The organism is Nitratidesulfovibrio sp. HK-II (genome assembly GCF_003402415.2).
In the GTDB taxonomy this organism is placed as follows: domain Bacteria; phylum Desulfobacterota; class Desulfovibrionia; order Desulfovibrionales; family Desulfovibrionaceae; genus Cupidesulfovibrio.
This window is the reverse complement of sequence record NZ_AP036014.1, coordinates 1,997,761-2,018,674: the sequence shown is the minus strand read 5'-3', so window position 1 is coordinate 2,018,674 and position 20,914 is coordinate 1,997,761. Positions and strand designations below refer to the sequence as shown.

19 protein-coding genes, 1 tRNA gene, 1 other RNA gene and 3 pseudogenes are annotated in these 20,914 nt (G+C 62.7%); 16 read left to right on the top strand and 8 right to left on the bottom strand.

The annotated features are described in order from the left end of the window. Window positions 1–25: 25 nt before the first annotated feature. On the top strand, window positions 26–745 hold the full coding sequence (gene yihA, locus RVX_RS08185) for a ribosome biogenesis GTP-binding protein YihA/YsxC (RefSeq protein ID WP_116305472.1): 720 nt from the start codon (window positions 26–28) through the stop codon (window positions 743–745). A gap of 89 nt (window positions 746–834) precedes the next feature. On the opposite strand, the gene RVX_RS08180 is transcribed toward yihA, so the two are convergent. From RVX_RS08180 to RVX_RS08170, 3 genes are read right to left on the bottom strand one after another with little or no spacing between them, the layout of a single operon-like run. Next, window positions 835–1,920: an LptF/LptG family permease gene (locus tag RVX_RS08180; RefSeq protein WP_116305471.1), complete on the bottom strand. Its 1,086-nt coding sequence runs from the start codon at window positions 1,918–1,920 to the stop codon at window positions 835–837. After that, the gene (gene lptF, locus RVX_RS08175; RefSeq protein ID WP_305764157.1) at window positions 1,917–3,080 is read right to left on the bottom strand and encodes an LPS export ABC transporter permease LptF; all 1,164 of its coding nucleotides are present in this window, start codon (window positions 3,078–3,080) and stop codon (window positions 1,917–1,919) included. The genes RVX_RS08180 and lptF overlap by 4 nt, the downstream gene beginning before the upstream one ends. Before the next feature lie 28 nt (window positions 3,081–3,108). Beyond that, window positions 3,109–3,306 (bottom strand): hypothetical protein, encoded by a 198-nt coding sequence (locus RVX_RS08170; protein WP_007521734.1) that lies wholly within the window; start codon window positions 3,304–3,306, stop codon window positions 3,109–3,111. Between the two features lie 463 nt (window positions 3,307–3,769). On the opposite strand from RVX_RS08170, the gene RVX_RS08165 reads away from it, so the two are divergent. The 3 genes from RVX_RS08165 (at window position 3,770) to RVX_RS08155 (ending at window position 5,730) form a co-directional block, all read left to right on the top strand. After that, on the top strand, window positions 3,770–4,567 hold the full coding sequence (locus RVX_RS08165; RefSeq protein ID WP_116305469.1) for an undecaprenyl-diphosphate phosphatase: 798 nt from the start codon (window positions 3,770–3,772) through the stop codon (window positions 4,565–4,567). Window positions 4,568–4,727: 160 nt separating this feature from the next. Further along, window positions 4,728–4,804: transfer RNA gene (locus tag RVX_RS08160), tRNA-Met, on the top strand. 410 nt (window positions 4,805–5,214) lie between these two features. Then, complete coding sequence (locus RVX_RS08155) at window positions 5,215–5,730, top strand: hypothetical protein (RefSeq protein ID WP_116305468.1); 516 nt, start codon at window positions 5,215–5,217, stop codon at window positions 5,728–5,730. Window positions 5,731–5,992: 262 nt separating this feature from the next. On the opposite strand, the gene RVX_RS08150 is transcribed toward RVX_RS08155, so the two are convergent. The 3 genes from RVX_RS08150 to greA all read right to left on the bottom strand — a co-directional run bounded on the left by RVX_RS08150 (window position 5,993) and on the right by greA (window position 9,279). Continuing rightward, window positions 5,993–7,504, bottom strand: coding sequence for an L-lactate permease (locus tag RVX_RS08150; protein ID WP_116306466.1), 1,512 nt, complete (start codon window positions 7,502–7,504; stop codon window positions 5,993–5,995). A gap of 399 nt (window positions 7,505–7,903) precedes the next feature. Beyond that, a complete protein-coding gene (gene phoU, locus RVX_RS08145; protein ID WP_116305467.1) occupies window positions 7,904–8,587 on the bottom strand; it encodes a phosphate signaling complex protein PhoU in 684 nt (227 codons plus the stop codon). A 209-nt stretch (window positions 8,588–8,796) separates the two neighbouring features. Beyond that, complete coding sequence (gene greA, locus RVX_RS08140) at window positions 8,797–9,279, bottom strand: transcription elongation factor GreA (protein WP_007521746.1); 483 nt, start codon at window positions 9,277–9,279, stop codon at window positions 8,797–8,799. Window positions 9,280–9,593: 314 nt separating this feature from the next. Here greA and RVX_RS08135 point away from each other — a divergent pair, with 314 nt between their 5' ends. Continuing rightward, entirely contained in the window at window positions 9,594–9,788 is a 195-nt protein-coding gene (locus RVX_RS08135; RefSeq protein ID WP_007521748.1) for a hypothetical protein, read from the top strand. Between the two features lie 129 nt (window positions 9,789–9,917). Here the strand turns inward: RVX_RS08135 and RVX_RS08130 are convergent, their stop codons facing one another. Beyond that, window positions 9,918–10,307, bottom strand: coding sequence for a hypothetical protein (locus tag RVX_RS08130; protein WP_116305466.1), 390 nt, complete (start codon window positions 10,305–10,307; stop codon window positions 9,918–9,920). A 211-nt stretch (window positions 10,308–10,518) separates the two neighbouring features. Between RVX_RS08130 and RVX_RS08125 the strand changes: the two genes are divergently transcribed. From RVX_RS08125 to RVX_RS08085, 9 genes and pseudogenes are all read left to right on the top strand, one after another. Continuing rightward, window positions 10,519–11,145, top strand: coding sequence for a hypothetical protein (locus RVX_RS08125; protein WP_116305465.1), 627 nt, complete (start codon window positions 10,519–10,521; stop codon window positions 11,143–11,145). Between the two features lie 442 nt (window positions 11,146–11,587). After that, window positions 11,588–11,940, top strand: a transfer-messenger RNA (tmRNA) gene (gene ssrA, locus RVX_RS08120). Between the two features lie 100 nt (window positions 11,941–12,040). Then, complete coding sequence (locus RVX_RS08115) at window positions 12,041–12,388, top strand: DUF6538 domain-containing protein (protein ID WP_371682099.1); 348 nt, start codon at window positions 12,041–12,043, stop codon at window positions 12,386–12,388. A gap of 229 nt (window positions 12,389–12,617) precedes the next feature. Beyond that, window positions 12,618–12,932: pseudogene (gene cas5, locus RVX_RS08110) on the top strand (CRISPR-associated protein Cas5); the annotation flags it as partial. Next, entirely contained in the window at window positions 12,838–13,164 is a 327-nt protein-coding gene (locus tag RVX_RS08105) for an IS66 family transposase zinc-finger binding domain-containing protein (RefSeq protein ID WP_116305463.1), read from the top strand. The pseudogene cas5 and the gene RVX_RS08105, both read left to right, overlap by 95 nt. Before the next feature lie 42 nt (window positions 13,165–13,206). Then, a complete protein-coding gene (locus tag RVX_RS08100) occupies window positions 13,207–13,632 on the top strand; it encodes an IS66 family transposase (RefSeq protein WP_116305462.1) in 426 nt (141 codons plus the stop codon). A 161-nt stretch (window positions 13,633–13,793) separates the two neighbouring features. Further along, window positions 13,794–14,066, top strand: a pseudogene (locus RVX_RS08095) (IS66 family transposase); the annotation flags it as partial. A gap of 170 nt (window positions 14,067–14,236) precedes the next feature. Further along, window positions 14,237–15,529, top strand: a complete 1,293-nt coding sequence (locus RVX_RS08090) for an HD domain-containing phosphohydrolase (protein WP_116305461.1) — start codon at window positions 14,237–14,239, stop codon at window positions 15,527–15,529. A gap of 120 nt (window positions 15,530–15,649) precedes the next feature. Then, window positions 15,650–16,036 (top strand): annotated as a pseudogene (locus RVX_RS08085) (transposase); the annotation flags it as partial. Window positions 16,037–16,613: 577 nt separating this feature from the next. Here RVX_RS08085 and pepD read toward each other — a convergent pair. Further along, window positions 16,614–18,041 (bottom strand): beta-Ala-His dipeptidase, encoded by a 1,428-nt coding sequence (gene pepD / locus RVX_RS08080; RefSeq protein ID WP_172596545.1) that lies wholly within the window; start codon window positions 18,039–18,041, stop codon window positions 16,614–16,616. 1,060 nt (window positions 18,042–19,101) lie between these two features. Between pepD and RVX_RS08075 the strand changes: the two genes are divergently transcribed. Together RVX_RS08075 and blaOXA are read left to right on the top strand one after the other, a co-directional pair. Then, window positions 19,102–19,689 (top strand): substrate-binding periplasmic protein, encoded by a 588-nt coding sequence (locus tag RVX_RS08075; RefSeq protein ID WP_230404482.1) that lies wholly within the window; start codon window positions 19,102–19,104, stop codon window positions 19,687–19,689. Window positions 19,690–19,967: 278 nt separating this feature from the next. Continuing rightward, the gene (gene blaOXA / locus RVX_RS08070) at window positions 19,968–20,777 is read left to right on the top strand and encodes a class D beta-lactamase (RefSeq protein ID WP_230404479.1); all 810 of its coding nucleotides are present in this window, start codon (window positions 19,968–19,970) and stop codon (window positions 20,775–20,777) included. The last annotated feature ends 137 nt before the right edge of the window (window positions 20,778–20,914 follow it).

Sequence of the window (20,914 nt, the reverse complement as noted above, 5' to 3'; positions counted from 1 at the left end):
CGTCGCGCGCCAACCGGATACCATCATGCAACCAGTGCTTGAACTTGAAGCCACCGTCTACACCCTGGAACAGATGCGCGCCTTCGACGCGCCGCAGATAGCCTTTGCCGGGCGCTCCAACGTGGGCAAGTCGTCCCTCGTCAACTCGCTGGCCCGCCGCAAGGGGCTGGCCAAGATCAGCGCCACCCCCGGCAAGACGCGCTCCATCAACTACTACCGCGTGAAGCCCGACGGCTTCTACGTGGTGGACCTGCCCGGCTACGGCTACGCCAAGTGCAGCAAGGAGGAACGGCAGAAGTGGGCCACGCTCATCGAGCGCTACCTGACCACCTGCCCCACCCTGAAGGCCCTGGCCGTGCTGCTGGACAGCCGCCTGGACCCGCAGCGCCTGGACCTGGATCTGACCTCGTTCGCCCGCAAGAGCGGCATCACCCTGTTGCCGGTGCTGACCAAGGCCGACAAGTGCACCCAGCGCGAACGCGCCGAGCGCCAGCGCCAGTGGCGGGACATTCTGGGCGGCATAGCTCCGCTGGTGGTGTCGGCCAGGACGGGCCTTGGCGTGGACAACCTGTGGGCGGCGCTGCGCAAGGTTGTCGCCGTGGGCGAGGTGCAGGGCTCCGCCCTGCTCGATCCCTTCGGCAGCGCCAAGCGCGACGTGCCTCTGGCGGGTTCCCCCGCGGGCGGCGCCAACGCGGCGGATCAGCCCGCGGACCAGGATGGGGACGCCCCCTCCACATCCGAATAGCCCTGCCCTTCTTCACCGGCATGCGAAACGCCCCGCCATGCAGTGCATGGCGGGGCGCTGTTTTTGCTCATCCGCGCGGCGTGGCCGCGTCACGCTGCCTTGAAGCGGGGCTTCAGGAACCACGCCAGACGGGCCAGGGCAATGCCCAGGATCAGCGCGTCCGCCCCCCAGGCGGCCAGGGGCGGCGAGACGATGCCCTTCTGCCCCAGCGTCCCCCCCACGGTGAACATGCTGTAGAAGATGAAGGTGATGACCAGGGCAAGGCCGATGCACAGGTAGATGTTGTCGCGCCAGGTGACCATGGCGGCCGCCACCACGGCCATGACCACCAGCGAGGCGGCATAGGCCAGCTTCATGTGCCAGGCGGTGCGCACCCCTTCCACGTTGGAGCCGGATTCGGACAATCGCTCGATGGCGTGCCCCAGTTGCCACAGGGGCAGCCGCGAGGGGTCGGCGTTGGGCGCGGTGACCAGAAAGGCCTGCACGTCCTGCCGCAGCGGCAGGGTCAGGGTGTCGTGGCGGGTGCTGAGATAGCCGGAAGGATCGAACACGGTCACGCCCTGAAGCGTCCAGCCCTTGTGGTTGGCCGTGAAGGTGGCGGCGCGGATCACCCGTGATATCGCCTGTCCGTCGGGGGACAGTTCATAGGCGGCAAGCTCTTGCCCTTCGCCCTTTGCCGGGACCACCTCGGCCAGATTGACCACGTAAGGCCCATCGGTGAACCACACGTTGCGCAGGGTGGCCGTGGCCGCGGTCTTGCCGCGCACGTCCTCGCTCCAGATGCGCGCGGCCTCCAGTTCGCCCGAAACGCCGAGCACCTGGGAAAAGCCCAGTTGCACCACGGCCCAGGCCATGCCGCACACCACCAGCGACCTGGCCACGCGCCCCAGCGACACCCCGCCCGCCTGCAACGCGATGAGTTCGCGCCCGCGCGACATGAGGCAGAGCTGGGCCAGCGTTGCCAGCAGGAACACGGCTGGCAGTATCTGTGAGACGATCAGCGGCGTTTTGGCCACGAAGTACCAGACGGCAACGCGAAAGCTGACGCCCGCTTCCAGAAAGTCGTCCAGGCGGTCGAACAGGTCGGACAGGATGTACAGCCCCGTGCCGATGGCCAGGGTGGGCAGGATCAGCAGCAGGTTGTTGCGAAACAGGTAGCGGAACAGCAGGCTCATGCGGATGCCCTCTTGCGCCGCAGGACCAGACGACTGTGCGAGAACAGGCTGACGAAGGCCGGAGTGCGCTCGTGCGCGGCCATGCGCAGGCCCCACAGGCCGGTGGCCAGGAACAGCGCGTTGGGCGCCCACAGGCCCACCGCCGGCGGAATGGTGCCCGCCTCGCCCGTGGTCAGCCCGAACGAGAGCAGGCTGTAATAGACCAGGAACATCAGCAGTGCCAGCACCACGCCGAACTGGCGGTGCAGCCCCTCGAAGGCGCAGGCCAGCGGCATGGCGAACAGCCCCAGCACCAGGCACGCCGCCGGGAACACCCAGCGCTTGTGCAGTTCCACGGCTACCTTGCGCAGGTACTTGTCGCCCAGTTCGGCCTTGGCCTCGTCCAGGGGCAGCGCGCGCAACTGCGACCACGAGAGTTCCTTGGGCTTCACCTCACCGAGGTCGAGCCCCTTGAACATCTGCCCAAGGTCGATGCGCACCACGTATTCCCCGAAGCCCAGCACCGAGACCTGCTGCCCTTCCGTCTTGTACAGACGGCCGTTCTGCAGGCGGAACAGCAGTTCGCCGCGCGCCTCGTCGGTGGCGATGGCCCCGGTGGGCGCGAGGATCGTCAGGGTGGCGTCCTTGCGCGAGCGGTCCTCCACGATGACCTGCGACAGGCGGCTGTCCGCAGGGTCCACCTGGCGGGCGAACAGGGTCAGCCCTGGAATGTCCTTGTTGAACACCCCGGGCTGCACCACCACGCGGGCGCGGCTGTTGGCGATCTCCATGACGGTGGCGCGAAAGTTGGACATGCCCCAGGCCAGGCCCTGCAACGAAATGCCCAGGGTCAGCAGGGTGCACAGCACGCAGAACAGCACGGGGGCCGCCAGCATCTGGTACAGGCTGACGCCGCCCGCCTTCAGCGCGATGAGTTCGCGGTCGGTGCTCATGCGCAGGAAGGTCAGGAACACGCTGAGCATGCAGGCCACCGGCACCACCAGCAGCATGAAGAACGGGGTCAGGTAGACGAACAGCAGCACGGCGTCCGCAAGGCCGAGATCCAGCCCCAGGAACAGTTCGCGCAGTTGAAGGCCGCGGCCTATCAGCACCAGCGTGAGCAGCGAGCCCAGGCAGAGCAGGAACAGGTGCAGCAGTTCGCCGAACAGCTGGCGTTGCAGCAGGGTGTTGAGTGGAAGGCGCAGAGGATTATCCCTGTGTATGGTCGTTGTGGCAGGTGCGGAACAGGTCGAGCAGCATCTCGGTTTCCATGGGGCCGAGATTGAACCGCGCGCCCGCCTCGTCCACGATGTCGCTCAGGGGGCGGGACGGTTGCTCGGCCCTGCGCTCGGCCACCCAGGCGGCGGCGCGCTTCACCAATTCGCTGTGCGGAATGACGGTGGTCATGGTTCCCCCTGGCGGCGTGCTGGAGCAGGTGTTTTGGCGCGACGTGTTTTGGCTGTATGGCGGCTTCAGGCGCGCTGCCGGTCACCTGAGCCGCCCTGCCCAGGCAGGTAAGTCGGCACGGGCCAGGCAGGTCGCGCAGGTCGATAGTCCGGACCGGGTACGCTGGACCGGACGGAGGCAACCCGCAAGGGTTGACGCTGCATGGCCGCCGCACGGGGCGGCGTTAGCGCGGCGTGCAATTTACAACAACCACGGCGGGGTTGCAACTCGACGTGCCATGCGGTATCCCCGCGCAATCCGGCCTGCCCGCCTGCCCGTCCGCCTGTTTGTTAGATATGCCAGGCCGTCCGGCGCGGCATGCGCGGTCGGGAGCGCGGGCGCACGGCTTTTTTCGGTTCGCGCGCGGCGTCCTAGTCCATCATCCACCCCAGCCGTCCGGCCGTTTCCGGCCGAAAGCCACCCCATGCACGACATCCTCTCCGCCGTCATCCTCGGCATCGTCGAAGGGCTCACCGAATTCCTGCCCGTATCCTCCACGGGACATCTGATCATCGTCGGCGACCTGCTGGGCCTTTCCGGGCCCAAGGTGGCCACCTTCGAGGTGGCCATCCAGCTTGGGGCCATCCTTGCCGTGGTGGTGCTGTACTGGGACCGCTTCTGGGGGCTGCTGCGGCCCAAGCCCTACGTGCGCTTCGCCGGGGTGCGCGGCATCGTGCTGCTGTGCATCACCTCGCTGCCCGCCAGCCTGCTGGGGCTGGTGGCGCACGGCTACATCAAGGAACACCTGTTCACCCCGGCCACGGTGGCCGTGGCGCTGGTGGTGGGCGCGGCGGCGATGCTGCTGGTGGAACGCCGCAAAATGCGCCCCGCCTTCATGGGGCTGGACGACATGACCCCGGCGCTGGCGCTGGGCATCGGCCTGTTCCAGTGCCTGGCCCTGTGGCCGGGGTTCTCGCGCTCGGCCGCCACCATCATGGGCGGCATGCTGCTGGGCGCTCGGCGCGGCCTGGCCGCCGAATACTCGTTCATCGCGGCGGTGCCCATCATGTTCGCCGCGACGGGCTACGACCTGCTGAAGAACCATGCGCTGTTCACCACGGCCGACATCCCCTTCTTCGCCACCGGCTTCGTGGTGTCGTTCCTGTCCGCGTGGGTGGCGGTGAAGGTGTTCATCGGCCTCATGGGCCGGGTGACCCTGGCCCCCTTTGCCTGGTATCGTTTGGCCGTGGCCCCGCTGGTGTTCTGGTTCATGGTCAACTGATGGCAGGCGGGGCGGCGGCAGCGCTGGCTTCGTGTCTTACCTGACGCGGCTTGCGCGGGCTTTTTCCGAAAGGTTCCAAAAAACGCTTGCCAAGCCCCCCCGTGTCCGGTAGAGAAACCATCCGTCGCAACGGGAACGACCCCGGCGCGGCATTGGACTTGGCAAGGTAGCTCAGTTGGTTAGAGCATGCGGTTCATACCCGCAGTGTCGGGGGTTCAAGTCCCTCCCTTGCTACCAAGACGACAAAAGGCCCTGTGAAAACAGGGCCTTTTTCCGTTTTTCATCGTGTGCGCCGTGTTTTTATCCTGCTCGTGCCGAAACGTGCCGTCAGGCACACCTGCCCCCTCCTCCTCCCAGGAGGGGGCACGCCATGCCCGCGTGGTGCCGCCATGCCGCCGTCCCGGCGGGGCGCATGGATTGTCATGACGCCCGAGCTCCTCTTGCCGCGTGAGCCGGTTTTCGGTTAGAGCTACGCGTCGCTGGTGGTGTGGCGCCAGCGGCAGCCTTGCCTTTCATGTCCACGTCCAAACGTAACGGGCAACACCTTGACCCACGACAATTTCCGTCCGGAGCGCGCGGGCCGTTCCAGCATTCCTGACGGCCGCCATGTCCCCGTCGGTCCGGCCGACAGGGTTCCCGGAAGCCCCATGCACAAGTGGATTCGCCTTGCCTTCGAGTTGCTGCCGTTGCAGGTCTTCGCCATCGCCACGCGCCTCGTGGGCGACGAGCCTGACCTGGCGCTGCTGCCCTACGGCCTCGGGGCACTGTGCGCCGCGCTGTGCATGGCCGTGCTGCTGTGGCGGCGCGTGCTGCTGGACCGGCTGCTGCTGGGGGTGAACATGTCCATCATGCTCGGCGGGCTTGGCCTGTACACCGGCACGCCCGGGCTTGCGCACATGCTGGCCGACCTGCGCGCGGCGGGCGTGTTCGTGATCATCCTGCTCACGGCGGGGGTGACCTACCTCGCGCGCCCCAGCGCCCTGCTGGACATGCCCCGCGGCAACGTGGAGCCGTGGGACCGCTACATGCTTTATGCCACCTTCGCCGCCTTCCTGCTGGCCTTCGCCACCCGTTCTCAGCCGCTGATTTCCGGCATGCTGCTGGCGGGGCTGTTCATCGTGCGCGGCAGCCTGCAGCAGGCCGCCCACCACAGGCGCGATTGACCGGGTTCCGGCCGGCCTCCGTCTCCGGTCCAGTCGACGTTCAGGCCACCCTTCGGGTGGCCTTTTTCATGCGTGCCCCTCACCGGTTTCGCCGTATCCGCACCAGCCGCCTCCTTCTCGTGCGCTTTCCGCGTAGCCGCCGTGCGGACAGCGCGATAAGCAGGCTGGCGCTGTCCCGGTTGCCCATCGTGTCTACCTGCATCCGGAAAACGAAGAGGGGGCGTCCGAAGACGCCCCCTCCAAGATTGGCGATTTGCCGGTATTACAGCAAGTGCAGGTACGGAATGGCCACGTAGACCAGGGTGCCGAGCACGAGGACGTACCCCGCGCACACGGCAAGGGTGCGGTTCATGATGCGCCCTTCGTAACCGGTGAGGCCGGTGGCGGCGGTGGCCACGGCGATGGACTGGGGCGAGATCATCTTGCCTGCGGTGGCCCCGGCGGCGGATGCGGAGACGATCCAGGCGCTGTCGATGCTGATGCGGTTGGCCACTTCCATCTGCAACTGGCCGAAGAGCACGTTGGACGAGGTGTCGCTGCCGGTGACGAAGGTGCCCAGCGCGCCCAGCAGCGGCGAGATGAACGGGAAGTAGCTGCTGGTGGAATCGGCAACGGCGATGGCGATGGTGTTGATCATGCCGCTGGCGGCCATGACCTTGGCCAGCGCCACGATGGAAACCACGGTGATGCCCGAGTGCACCAGCTTCTTGGCGGTGTTGCCGAGCACGCCGCTGATCTCGCGCACCTTCACGCCCTGAATCATGCCGCCGATGTAGGTGGCGATGATGATCAGCGCGCCCGGAGTGGCTATCCACTTGAAGATGAAGGGGTTGTCGCCGTAGATGCGCACGGTGGTCTTCACGGCGCCCAGGGCGTCGCGGATGGCCGGGAACAGGTTGCTGCACAGGATGATGAAGGCGAACACCAGAATGTACGGCAGCCAGGCCTTCACCTTTTCCGCTGTGGGAATTGGCGCCACCTCGGCGGCGGTGTCGCGGTGGAACAGGCGCGCCCAGACGATGGTGGCGATCATGCTGCATACGCTGCCGATAAGGCACGGCAGTTCGGCGCCCATGTACTTGGCGGTGTACAGTTGGGGAAAGGCGAAGGCGAGGCCCGAGACAAGGGTGGCCCAGAATACGCCCTTGATACCCTTGAACCCGGCGGTCAGGATGACCAGCAGGTAGGTGATCAGGATGATGAACACGAACAGCTGCAACGCGGTGTAGTAGCTGATGGTCTCCACCGGCAGGCCGGTAACGCCGGCCATGGTCACGATGGGAATGCCGATGGCCCCGAAGGCGGTGGGCACGGTGTTGGCCACAAGGCAGATGACTGCGGCGAAAACGGGCTGAAAGCCCATGGCGGCAAGGATGCTGGCGGGAATGGCCACGGCGGTGCCGTATCCGGCCACGCCTTCAAGAAAGCCGCCGAAGCCCCAGGCCACGATGAGCACCAGCAGGCGCTTGTCGGTGGTGATGGACGAGAGCATGCGGGTGATCACGTCCATGCTGCCGGTGTGGCGGGCAAGGTTGTAGGTGAACACGGCCGCGATGATCACGATCATGATGGGCCACAGGGCCATGGCGGCACCTTCGAGCGCTGCGGAAAGGGCCATGACGGTCGGCATCTTCCACCAGCCGAGCACGGCCAGGGCAAGGGTGCCGACCAGGGTCAGCGCACAGGTGCGATAGGCGGGCAGCTTGAGCACGACGAGCGAAAAAATCAGCCAGACGATGGGGGCGAGCGCTGCCGCCAGTTGCAGATAATCCATGGACGCCATTGTGGGATGCACCTCCGAAGTGAACGTTCACGCTATCCGGCATGTCCTCACGCCATGCCGGATTAATTGATTGATCAAGCAATGAGCGGGGAGGTAGCATTTCGACCTGCCAGCGTCAAGTTTCGGAACAGGTATCTCCATGGAATCGCGGCGCATGCGCGAGATGTGGTGGCACACTCATCATGCAGCGTGCATGCTGTGCAAGCAGCATCGCAAGCATTTAATGAAAAATACAGATGCAAATGCAACGAGTGAATGTGGTGCCGCAGAAACATTCATCGAAAACAAGAACGGCTTCGGACCATGTGTGCCCGAAGCCGTTCTTGTAGACCGTCATGCTGTGTCTTGTCAGCGTAATTTGCGCATAATGCTGTGCATCTTGTGAAGGCACTATGCCTGTTCGTCTTCCTCGAAGTGGCTGTGCTTGGCGTTGACCCCGCGAACGGCGAAGTACACGCTTTCGCCGATGTTGGTGGAAAGGTCGCCGATGCGTTCAAGTCTGCGGCAGATGATCAGGAACGACAACGCCGCCTCCATCCTCTCCGGATTGGCCTTCATGTACTGGACGACCTTCAGGGTGATCTGGCGCAGGCCGCAGTCCACTCCTTCGTCCAGTTCGGCCAGGCTGCGGGCGAGGTCCGCGTCCATGTCCACCACGCATTGCACGGCCTGATGCACCATGTTGCGCACCAGAGGGACATAGGCCTTGAAGTCATCGTCGAAAGGCAGCGGCGGCAGGGCCACCAGCGGCATGGTGCGCTCGGCGATGTTGGCGGCCTCGTCGGCCATTCGCTCAATGTCGTTGGCGATGCGCATGGTGGCCAGCACGGTGCGCAGGTCCTGCGCAAGCGGGCTTTCGCGGGCAAGCAGGCGCATGCCCATCTCGTCGATGCAGGTTTCCATTTCGTTGATGGCGTGGTCATGCGAGGCGACGGTCCAGGCTCTGGCCTCGTCGCGTTGGCAATAGGCCTCGATGCAACTGTCGATGGCCTGCTCCACCGTGGCGAGCATGGCCAACAGCTTGTGACGCAAGGCGTCAAGCCGATCGGTTGTCAGGTTCTTGGCGGGGGCCATGGTGCACTCCTTCCGTTGCCGGGCCGGTGCTGGACGGCGGCCCGCATGTGCTTTCTTTCACGTGGATCATGCCATCTTTCTCGCCGGGGCGAAAGCCCCCCCCGCGCCACCCGTTTTTTCCGGGCGGGCATGCCCGCGCCTGACGGCTGCCGAAACGACGACGCCCCGGCGGGGCCGGGGCGTCCGTATCGGCCAGGGGCTGCCGCGCGCTAGCGCCGCGTGCCCTCGAATTCTATGGAGATGATTTCGTAGCTGATGCGGCCGCGCGGGGCCTCGACCACGATCTCGTCGCCTTCTTCCTTGCCCAGCAGCGCGCGCGCCACCGGCGACAGGACGGAAATGGTGCCCTGAGCGTAATCGGCCTCATCGGGGCCGAGCAGCGTGTAGCGCTTGGCTTCGCCGCTCTCAAGGTCTTCGATGGCCACCGTGGCGCCGAACATCACCTTGTCGCCGGACAGGGAATCCAGGTCTATGATGTTGAACTGAGCCATGCGCGATTCGATGTACGTGATGCGGGCCTCAAGCATGCCCTGCCGTTCGCGGGCGGCGTCGTAGCCAGCGTTTTCTTTCAGATCACCTTCTTCGCGGGCTTCCTTGATGGCCTGGATGACCGCCGGGCGCTCCGACTTCAGGCGTTCCAGTTCCTTTTTCAGTCGTTCGTAGCCTTCGGTGGAGATGGGAATGCTGCTCATGCTCGTTCCTTGCGATATCTGGGCATGGTCTGTTGGTAGGCAAAAAGAAAGTGTCCCGCTGCCGGGGCAAAACCCGCGCAGCGGCACAGTACGGGGCCGCCATTGGGCGGCATGTATGACAATATAGGGCAGCCCGGCGGCCCGGTCAAGCTGTCCGAACCGATGCGACGGGGGGGAGCATCGGCCCCGCGCCCCGTGTTGACCGCGACGGAAACCTGCTGCATTGTCAGGATGGACAGTTTCTTCATGCACCCTTCCAGGCGTGATCGTCGGCGCCTCGAGAAAGGGGCGGCACCGCAATCCCGGAGGTCGCCATGCCCGAGTACACCACCACCCTGCTGATCCGTGGCGAGGAATGCGACTACGACCCCGAAGGGCACATGGCCCGCATTCCCTGCGAGAACTGCGGGCATGTCAACGAGGTTGAAGTCTGGACCGACGATGCCGGGGCGGCGGACTTCTCCGGCTTTGCCTGCGAGAATTGCGGGCACTGGAACGGGCCGGGCTAGGGTTCGTCTTCCGCGTGCCCTTTCCCCGTTTGGCGGTGCGGCGGGCGGGTGCCTTCCCGGTCTCGCCCGGCCGCACCGCGGTGCAGCGCGTGCGTCCTACCAGTCCGTCCTACCAGTCCGGAATCCCCGTCAGGGCATGGTGACCTCGCGGTTGTACTCGCGCACGGCCCGGTCGATCTTGCCCTGGATGATTTCTATATCCGCGCGGGCGCGGCGCACGTACGCGTCCACGCAGGCCCGGTAGGCCCCCATCTTCTGGCGGTACAGTTCCCACTCCCACGCCTTGTCCCCGGCAAAGGGGCGCAGGGGCGAGGTGCATTGCGCGTCTGGGTAGTCGCCCCCTGGCAATTGCGAGCCCTGCGCCTGTGCCCGCACTGGCGCGGGCAGGCCGCCCAGGGCAGCGACGGCAAGGGCGGCGCACAACAACGCCGCCGCCAGGCGTCGCCCCCCATACCGGCCATGAACGGCTTTCGTTCCGCACCCGGCGGCGCCGGGGCGTCCGGCATGTCTGTTCTGCATGGCGTTCTCCTGCCGGTGTCCGCTGATGGCGGCAACCCCGGACTTTCCGCCAGATTCCGGCAAAAGGCCCATGGCTGTCAACGCGCTTTGCCCGGCTGGCCGTTGGCATTTTCAGCCCCCTGCCCTGCCGCCTGCCCGGCAGGCTGGCACCGATCTTGCTCATTTCCAGCCCAGGCACGGGAAGGGAAATTTCTGCACGACGGAGGCGGGCGTGGCCATAGACGGCATCTACAACAATCTCGGCAGCATGATGGTCGTGCATCGCACCACGGGGCAAGATGCCGATACGGGGCGCGCGGCGTCCGCGTCCGAGCAGCCGCAGGCGAGCGACGGCGGCCTTGCCCGCCTGACCGACAGCGCCAGCCTTTCCGCGTTGAGCCCCAAGCTGCGATCGACGTTGGAAGATATTTCCGAGCGGGGCGGCAACGTGTTGGAAACGCTGGAGCAGAACGTTGCCGACCTGCAAGAGGGATTTCTGGACGCCCTTTCCACGCGCATGGACGCCGCCGGCGTGTCGTTGGACGAAAAGCTTACCCTGTCCATGGACGATGCGGGTTCGCTCTCGGTGGTGGGCGACCACCCCGACAAGGCACGCATCGAACAGGCCCTGGCCGATACGCCGGAACTGTCCTCCGCCTTCGGCGAGCTGGCCTCGCAGTCCGAGATCATCCGCGATATCCGCAGCCTGCGCCGCGTGGTCACCGCCCGCGTGGGCGCATCCGCCTACGACGCCGTGGACGCCGCCACCCAGGAAAGCACCGCAGAAAGTTCCACCTCGGCCTATCGGGTCAGCCTGAAGGGGGCCATGTCGCACTTCTATTTTGGCAGATACGCCTAAGCCCTGCCCTTGCGGCGTTGCCGGGCGCTGTTGCTCCGGCCTGCACTGGCCTGTCAGTCAGGATTGACGCTTCATTCCTGACCCGCGCATTCATGCCGTGCGGTGCATCCGCCGGAAGCGCACCGGGCCATGCGGATCTGGCGCCCCCTTCCCCACGTTCTCCCATCATTGAGAAAAGACTTTTCCGCCCGGCCATGGCGCGACGCCCCGGCACGGGCGTCTTGCGTTGCAGCCAGCGCGGCGCGGATCGCTTGCCACGGGCTGCAAAAGCCCGTATAGCCCCTCTTCCGGCAAGGTCGGGGGCTGGATATTTCGCCAGACGCGGTTGGCCCGGTACGCCTTGCCTTTGCCGGAGACGGCATTATAGTATGCAAAGCGGGATGGTGGCCCGCACAGCATTACGGCACGACACGCCGTTCACGCCGGACACCGCCGTACATACGGGGGCGCCCTGGTTTCGACGGGGATGTGGAAGCCGGAACTGCAGGCCGAGGCGCCGCTGGCCTCGTAAAAAGCGGCACCAAAAGTAATTGCCAACAATTACGAATACGCACTGGCTGCCTAATTAGTGGCCACGCCGAACCGATCGACGCCCGATACGTCGGCGAGGTGTAACTTCATCGGGCTGGCATCCAAGGGCGCTCGCCGCCGAGGGTGTGAGAAAAGCAGGTGAGCTGGTCTAGGGCCGCCCGGTCGGGGGCCAAGCCCGTGACGACAATTGTTCCCGACATAAGCCTGTAGACGTTTCGCGTGGAATGTTCTCGGACGCGGGTTCGATTCCCGCCGCCTCCACCAAATTGTAAGCCAACATGCTGAGATTACAGATGCTGGCTGGCCTTTGAAGACCCCGGTTGTACCAGCGGATACAAACTGCTGATCCAATCGGGGTCTTCCTTTGCCGTCGAAATCCCCCTCACTGCTTGTCCTGAACAGGACGACCTACCACTTCCGGAAGGTTGTTCCCCATCGCTACCGCTGGCTGCTGGGGCGATGTGAAATTCGCACCACGCTTCAAACTTCGTACTTGCGCGAGGCTCGCGAGGCAGCTAATGCCTTGTCCTCACGTATTGGCGAGATGTTTCTTCGGATCGATGGGGGGTTAGCAATGAAGAAGCTTTTTGAGCAGGATGCCAAGCAGTTGGCCAATCAGTGGTTGGCTCATGAGTCGGATCGCACTCGTCGCGAACGGCTGTCACGGCATGGCCACTTCCTTTTGGATCGCCTACTGTCAGGTAATAGCTAGCTCAGCACACCCCCCGTACCGCTCGCTTTAGGCTGACAGTTCAGGCGCGAACTTGCCATGAGCATAATTGATATCGCCTATGCAAAAATAATTGCACCACGCCTAGCTGTCGCACGTATAAAGAAGACTAGTGAGGCAGTGCTTGCTAGCAAATATTAGCAGGATGTACTGATGGACGCGTTCCAAGTTTCTCTAGGGGGGGCAGGAAAAACAGCTATTTTTCCGCCCAGACACAGGATCGTCTCCCCTTTCGTATCCTGTGCCCACGTACTCCGCACTTCGCGGCATTTTCGAGGCCATCCTGCTCCTCGAGCATGCCTTGGTCGTCGCCGTCAAAGTCGAACATTGCGCTCCGCTCTACTACCATCACTACACAACAAACGACCTTGGGCCTGCGAAAAAGACCGGCCAGGAGGGTGCATTGCAGGTGCCCGCCACGGTTCTCACAGATGTGTGCTACCGGGTCTATGCCCGTGCGCACCATGACGGCCGACCCATCCCGTACAGCACACGCGGAATGCCAAGCTGTTCACGACTTGCCTGACGAGGACAAGGCATGCCGCGGCTCACCCCTGACCCGCATCGGTGAAGAAGTCAGCGAACAGGAGGTCTTCGTTCCGGCTAAAGTCCAGATTGTGCGCCACATCTGTCCCATGTACGCCTGCCGCAAGTGCGAGGGAGTCGAAGACGATCGTCACACTGTAAAAAATGTTCCCATGCCGCCGCAGGTCATTCCCAAAGGTATCGCTACGCCGGTCTCCTGGCGCATATCCTAGCTTCCAAGCTTGTGGACGGGCTGCCGTGCTATCGCCAAAGGCATGTTTCCCCGATTTGGCCTGGATGTCTCCCGAAGCTCCATGTGCGGCTGGGCTTTGTGGGCAGCCGAGGCATGTAAGCCAATAATGGACCTTTTGCATGAAGAGATTCTCTCTGGGCCGGTCCTGAATCTGGATGAAACCACGGTGCAGGTGTTGAAGGAACCAGGCCGAAAGACGAGCAAGTCGTATATGTGGCTCGCACGGGGCGGTTCTCCTGGAAAACCAGGCGTACTCTTTCATTCTTCACCCTCGCGTTCCGGAGAAATTGCCGAGGAGCTGGTGCGTGACTTTTCAGGCTACCTGCAAGCCGATGGGTACGTGGGGTACAACGCCCTGGGGGAGCTCATGTGGGCTGTTTGGCGCACGTGCACGCAAGGTCATGGACGTGCTCAAGGCCCGGACAAAGAAACGTGGCACTGCTCATGAGGTGGTCGATCTCATCGCTCAACTCTAGGTGGCCTGGAAAAGCAGGCCAGACAAGCGGGGTTTGATGTGGATCTCATTTTGACGATGTGTCAGTGCCAATCCCATCAGGCCATGGGCACCATCAAGGCTTTGCTTCTTGAGCGGGACGGACCACGCCGTCCAAAAGCCTGCTCGGTCGCGTCATCTCCTACGCCTTGGGGCAATGGGAGCGAGGTGACGCGTGTCTCGGAGGCGGCATCCTGCAGCCGGATAACAGTTTGGCCGAGAAAGCCATTCGTCCCTTTGCGGTCGGCCGGAAAAACTGGCTTTGTTCAGCCTCGCTCAGAGGCGCTGCGGCAAGCGCGGCCTTGTATAGTCTAGTCAATACAGCTACAGCCAACGCGTTGGTCTGCTACGGTATCTGCACTGTATCTTTGAAAGGCTGCCGAACGTGAAGTCCAATGACGAAAGGAGAGGATTATTCCCGCAATATCCTGCCGCTGACAGTTGGTGTGGTAACAGGATGTTGAAAGTTGAAACAGGGCAAGAATCTGCGCTTACATAGCAAGCAAATAGACACTTGACCAATCCCCTTACATTCCACCCCTGCGTCACCGGAGGAAATATGGATATTCGCATTTCCCGCACCGAGATGATAAGAACTCTTGCCGCTACACAGGATTTGGTCTGTCCTGTTGTCGCCGGACACGGAAGACGCGTCGCGATTTTTTCATCACTCATCGCAGAGTCTCTCGGCTACTCGCAGGCTGAAAGGGAGCGTCTTGTTCTTGCCGCAGAACTGCACGATATCGGCTGTTTCACACTCTCCATCAATGAAATTGTCGACCTCCACGCCTTTGATGTTCTTTCTCCGGAAAAACACTGTGCAGTCGGCTTCATTCTTCTCAGTCAGAGCGACATGTTCAAAGATATCAACCGCACTGTGTTACACCACCATGTAAGATGGGACGCAACGCAGGGATACGATCAGGATGGTAATTCCATTCCGCTCGATGCCTACATCATCCACCTTGCGGACAGAATAGACATAAGCATCACGGACAAGCGCCAGATACTTTATCTCAAGGACAAGATCATCAAAACCATAGCCAGCCTTGCGGGAACCCTGTTCTCGCCGCGTGTTGTACGGGCCTTTGATGATGCGTCCGCAAGGGATTCATTCTGGCTGCACGGTATTCATTATGAGCACAGCAATAAAACGATACACGAAGCAGACGAAATGCTTTCCGCAAAGCAGATTGTCGAACTTACGGATATTCTCACTCTTGCCATTGACTACAAATCGCGTTTCACATCCACCCACTCGTCGGGGGTATCTGCATCTGCCGTAGCTCTCGGCAAACTGGCAGGATTCGATGATTCATTCCACCTGCAGATGGCAGGTCAATTACACGACATTGGAAAGCTGATAGTCCCCAATGAGATTCTTGAAAAGAACGGTCCTCTTACAGATGAAGAAAGAGCCATCATAGAAACACACCCATTCTACACATTCAGTATGCTGAATCACTCCAGCGGGCTGAAGGATATTGCCAGAACAGCCTCGTTACACCAGGAAAAGTTGAACGGCACGGGCTATCCCTTCAGACCGGCACCGGAGGAATACGATATCCCGGCCCGCATATTGGCCATAAGCGACATTTTCACCGCTCTTACAGAAGATCGCCCGTACAGAAGTGGACTTGGCGAAGCCGACGTACTGAAGATAATGCGTAAAATGGCAGAGAATCTGCACCTTGATCCCGAGATATTCACGCTTGTGGAATCAAACTTTCAGGAGTTGAATGCCGTACGCAAGGCAGCCCAACTGGATGCAGGAGTCCGGTACGAAGACTTCTGGCGGGAAACATCCGCTGTCATGGAATACATCCGCCCTGCACCACTGCAGCCCCAATGACCCAAAACCAAACGATCATCTTGGAAAAACAAGACAAACCAACAAGGGTGGGACGCTTCAGTATCCCGCCCTTTCTCTTGCAATAACGCTAATGAAAGTCCCACGGTCGAGGTCGTAACCGTGGTCCAGCGTCGCCGGTGGACCATTGCCGAGAAACTCCGGGTGATCGAGGTATCCTCCCTGCCCGGCTTGAGCGTCTCCTTCGTAGCCCGTAAATACGGCATCACTCCGAATCAGGTCTTCCAATGGAGAAATCTTATGAGCGATGGCGGAAAGGTGGCCATTCAGGCCGATGACCAAGTGGTAACCGCGGCTGAGGCAAAAGCCCTGAAGAAGCGTATCCGAGACTTGGAACGGCTCCTTGGCTGAAAAACGATGGAAGTCGAGATACTGAAAGAGACCATCGACATCGCCCGTGAAAGAAAATGATCTCGCGTTCGCCGTTGCCGTTCGAGGACGATTCCCTATGAAGCTGTTGCGGAATCCATACAGATATCTCGTTCACAGTCATAGTGCTGCACGATGAGTCTTCCGGGTCTCTCCCCCGGCAACAACAAGCTAAAGACCGGCGATACACCACGGGTCTTTTTTGTAGTCATGTTCAGGCTGGGCTAACTGTTCCCCCTGTCTTCACCCTCACCCTTCTTGCATTTCGGAGACTAACAGGCTACCCTGATGAGTACAAAGCGTGGATACAAACACGAGATACAGCCTCCTTGGCGTATCCATATCATTCTGGGTGTTACAGTTGAGGCTGGCAGGTACATAGACGCCCGCCGCCTCCACAAATTTTTGGGCCGACCCGCCGCGAGGCAGGTCGGCCCAAATCTTTTTGGCGGTAGAGGGAATGGGGGCGTGTGTCTTTCCGAAAGCGGGCCGCCCGGCATGTCGGATCAGCTTCTCAGTCCCCATGAGACTCATGTCAGGCATGGTCGAAGCGAGTTGCCGTGACAAGGCTGGGTCCTTCATGACCGTCTGCTTAAGGTACGCCGGACGTCATCCTGCCGGGCATTCGCCGCCGTTTCGGATGGCTTTCGGCCCTGCCTTCGCCCCGCGCCCATCGCCTCCCGCCCGGAACCCGTCGTTACTGCCGCGCGACCAGATACAGGCTTTCCGCCAACGCCTTCCAGATACCTTCAACGCTGGCCAGTTCAACCCGTTCACGCGGGGTATGGACGTCCTGCTGCAACGCGCCGATGGATATCATGTCCATATCCGGGTAGTTGCGCGTCACCTGCCCGCACTCCAGCCCCGCATGGATGGTGGCCATCTTGAGTTCACGCCCGGTCTGGCTGTGAAAGGCGGCCTGAACGTACTTTTGCACAGGCGTTCCCAGCGGCGCATCCCACGCGGGAAACTCGGTGACATCGGCGGAAGCCACGGTGACGCCCTGCGCCCCATACAATGCCCCGATGCGCGAACGGACATCCGCGAGACTGGCGGGCACGTTGCTGCGGGTATGGGTGGTGATGGCGAAGGAATTCTCGCCCGTGCGCAGCATGCCCACGTTGCTTGACGTTTCCACAAGCCCCGGCACCTTGGTGCTCATGGCCAGAACACCGTTGGGCAATCCGGTGAGCACGCGCAGCAGCGCATCACTTGCGGACCTGGCCACCACCTGGTCGGGCGGTGATACCTCGGCCAGGGATATTTTCAGCCCGGGGTCCGACTTGGCATAGACCTCGCCCTGCGCCTTGGCGAACGCGGCAACCCGGGTCGCAAAATCCGCCTTGCGAGCGGTGGGAACACCCACCACCGCCGCCAGCGAATAGGCGATGCTGTTGTGGGCCTGCCCGGCATCAATGGTGGAAAGGACGACGCCGTGATGCGTGTTGGCTTCTTGCAGCAGCTGCGCGGCCAGCTTGATGACGTTGGCGCGGCCCTTGTCGATCATGAGGCCCGAATGGCCGCCCAGCCCTCCATCCATGGAAAGCCTGTAGAAGGCCGTGTCCGCCGGGACAGCCGCCATGACGAACGGCAGCCGACCCGTCGCGATGTAGCTGCCCGCGCTGCCGATGTAGGCGACGTCGTAATCCTCGGCGTCCAGGTTGATGTACATCCTGCCCGTAAGGAACCCCGCCTGCAGGTTGGCGGCGCCCGTCATCTGTCCTTCCTCGTCCACGGTGAACAGGCATTCGATCTTGCCGTGCACCATATCCCTGCTTTGCAGCACGGCAAGCATCATGGCCACGCCCATGCCGTCATCGGCCCCGAGCGTTGTGCCTTCGGCGTGCATCCAACCGTTCTCGGTGGTCATGACGATGGGCTGGGTCGCAAAGTCGAAGGGGCGGCCATCGGTGACGCACACCATGTCCATGTGCGCCTGCAACACCACCGTGGGGGCGGATTCGTATCCCTTGGCGGCAGGTTTGGTCACCAGCATGTTCCCCGCCGCATCCACCTTCCACGCAAGACCAAGGCTGTCCGCCATGCGCCGGATATGGTCGCGAACCTTGTCCTCCTTGAGCGATGGCCGGGGAATGGCGGTCAGCGGGGCGAATTGCTCATACACAACCGCCACGGGGGGCACGACCGGCTTGTCCGCCAACGGCGCTGCGGCCCCCGATGGTAGACCGAACGAAAGGAAGGCTAGCAACGCTGAAAGAATGCACGCGATTCTCATACTGCCTCCATTGAAAGTGACGTTAAAAAAAACATTATCTTCATTGTCATGCGTAGTGTCCGTACGTCATGCCGTCAATTGGCATATAATATAACATGACATCATATTGCCCATCTGGCTTGATTCAGGGGGTGTTGGTCCATGGGCAACGGCGGCAAGCCAATGGCAGTAAAGTTGGCAAACACTGGGGCAGATCATCTTGCGCTGTTGAACAGCGAGGCTTCAGAGCCCTTTTCCATGTGATTGCAGGCAGATGCCCATGGCAAATTCACAGGTCTTTCTTTGTGGGCATGCCTGTCATGTGCATCGCTCTTGGGCATCGTTCTTGTGCATGGCTTTTCCCCCTCGTGTTCGTCAGGGCTTTTCCGGCAGGCAGGTCCGAATCATTTTGCTTCTTCCGCAACGGGATGCGCGCACCCGTCGGTGAAAACTCCAGCGCCGCCGGGCGAAAATGCACGTCGTGCCCGCTCTAGCCTGTTGACGAAAATTCAGGATAGAATAGACACTCGACAAACCAACTCCGGATTTCCGTCTAACCTACGTGTATCTGTTGCTGCGGGCCGTGGGCGGCCCAACGTCGTGCGTGTTCCGGACGTCGCATACGCCGCCTGCAAAGGCCACGGCACCATGAGCGCGCGCTGACGATCAGGCCGAAGATTCAAGGTTCACAGGGCGCTTGATGGCTTTTGCACGAATGAAGATACTGCGGGCGATGTTACGGGGCATGACGAGGGTAATGCCCCGTGCGATGTCATGCGCGCTTCTGCTGTGCGCGGTCGCTTCCGGCGCATGTGCCGGGCAGTCCCCCCCAGCGGCTTCCGCATCCGGCCCTTCTGTTGCCGCTACCGCGTCCTCCGCACCTTCTCCTTCCACTCCCGCGCAGCCCGCGCCTGCCCTTATCCTGGCCACCACTGTGTCCCCGCCGCTCAGCGAGCCCGACCATGAAGGCATGCTGGACCTGATTATCAAGGGGGCCTTCGGGCGTGCGGGGCTGGATGTAGCCCTGCAACAACTGCCCAGCGAACGCGGGCTGGTAATGGCCGACGCCGGGCAGGTGGATGGCGACGCCAACCGCATCAGCGGGCTGGAAGCCGCCTATCCCAACCTGCTCCGGGTGCCCGAAAGCAACATGACCTACGAATTCACGGCCTTCGCCCTGCGGCCGGACGTGAGCGTGCGCCACTGGGACGATCTGCGCCACTACACCGTCGCCTACATCATCGGCTGGAAGATTTACGACGAGAACGTACGCGCCAGCAGCACGGTAAAGGTGGCCACGCCGGAAAACCTGTTCGCGCTGTTGCGCGCCGGGCGCGTGGACGTGGTGCTGTACTACCACCTTGGCGGCCTGCATTACGGGCGCAAGCTGGGCCTGGACAACCTGCGCGCGCTGGACCCGCCCCTGGCCACGCGCGAGATGTACATGTACCTCAACCGCCGCCATGCCGACATTGTGCCCCGGCTGGCCGATGCTCTGCGCGACATGAAGAAGGATGGCGGCTACCAGAGCATCGTGGCCCCGTTTCTGGGGCGGTAGCGCGCTGGCTGCATCATCCGCCGATTGTCCGGCGTTCTCCTTCCTCTTGCCTCTGTCGCCTTTCCGGTTCCTTTCAGCCCGGTCCGCCGTCCGTGCTGCGTGCCCCGTCGCCGTGCAGCCCCCGGTCATCGCACCCCATTGAAACAATAACGCATCCGGCGTAACGCAGGGGCTGAAACGAAAGGCCGCCGCCGGAATCGTTCCGGCGGCGTGCCTTTTCATAGACATGCCCAAGGTGACGCATGCGGATTCATCGTGTTTTCCCCCCGGCGGTACTCGTGCTGCTGCTTGCACTGTGCGCGGCCCTATCCGCCCCGGCCTTTGCCGCCACCAGCTTTCTGGCGCGCGAGGGCGACGAGGTGCTGGCGGCGGAAGGCGACCTGGCCACCCGCCGCGCGCCCTGCTCCACGTTCAAGATCGCCATCAGCCTCATGGGCTACGACGCGGGCATCCTGATCGACGAGACGCACCCGGTGCGCCCCTACGACGAAAGCCTGAACGTGGCCTACGACATGTGGAAGCAGCCGCACGACCCGGTCATGTGGATGCGCAACAGCTGCGTGTGGTATTCGCAGGCCACCACGCGGGAATTGGGCATGGAGCGCTTCAAGGCCTACGTGGACCGGCTGGGCTACGGCAACCGCGATGTTTCGGGGCGGCGCGGCCCATCGGGACGTGGGGGCACGGACGACGGCCTGACCCGCTCGTGGCTGTCCAGCAGCCTGGCCGTCTCGCCCCAGGAAGAGGTGGACTTCATCGGCAGGCTGGTGCGTTCGGAGCTGCCTGTGTCGGCGCATGCGCAGGAAATGACCCGGCGCATCCTGTTCGTGCAGGACATGCAGGGCGGCTGGAAGCTGTACGGCAAGACCGGCAGCGGCGTGCGCCTGCTGCCCGACGGGACGCGCGTCGAAGACCGGCAGGTCGGCTGGTTCGTGGGCTGGGTGCGGAATGGGGATGGCCGCACCGTGCTTTTCGCCCACCTGCTGGAGGACGAGGACGACAACCCCGCCCCGGCGGGGCGCAGGTCGCGCGATGCCGCCATCGTCAAGGTGCAGCGGCTGCTGGGCATCGCCCCGGCCGAATGGTAGCCGGGCCGCGGGAATTGAGAGGGCACGGCACGCACCGGCAGGGCGCAACGCGCGTCAGGCTGCCCGCATGCCCTGCGGGTTGCCCGCTGCTGATCCCGCCGGGTGTTCCGGAGCATGCCGCGTGGGCCGGGAAGGCC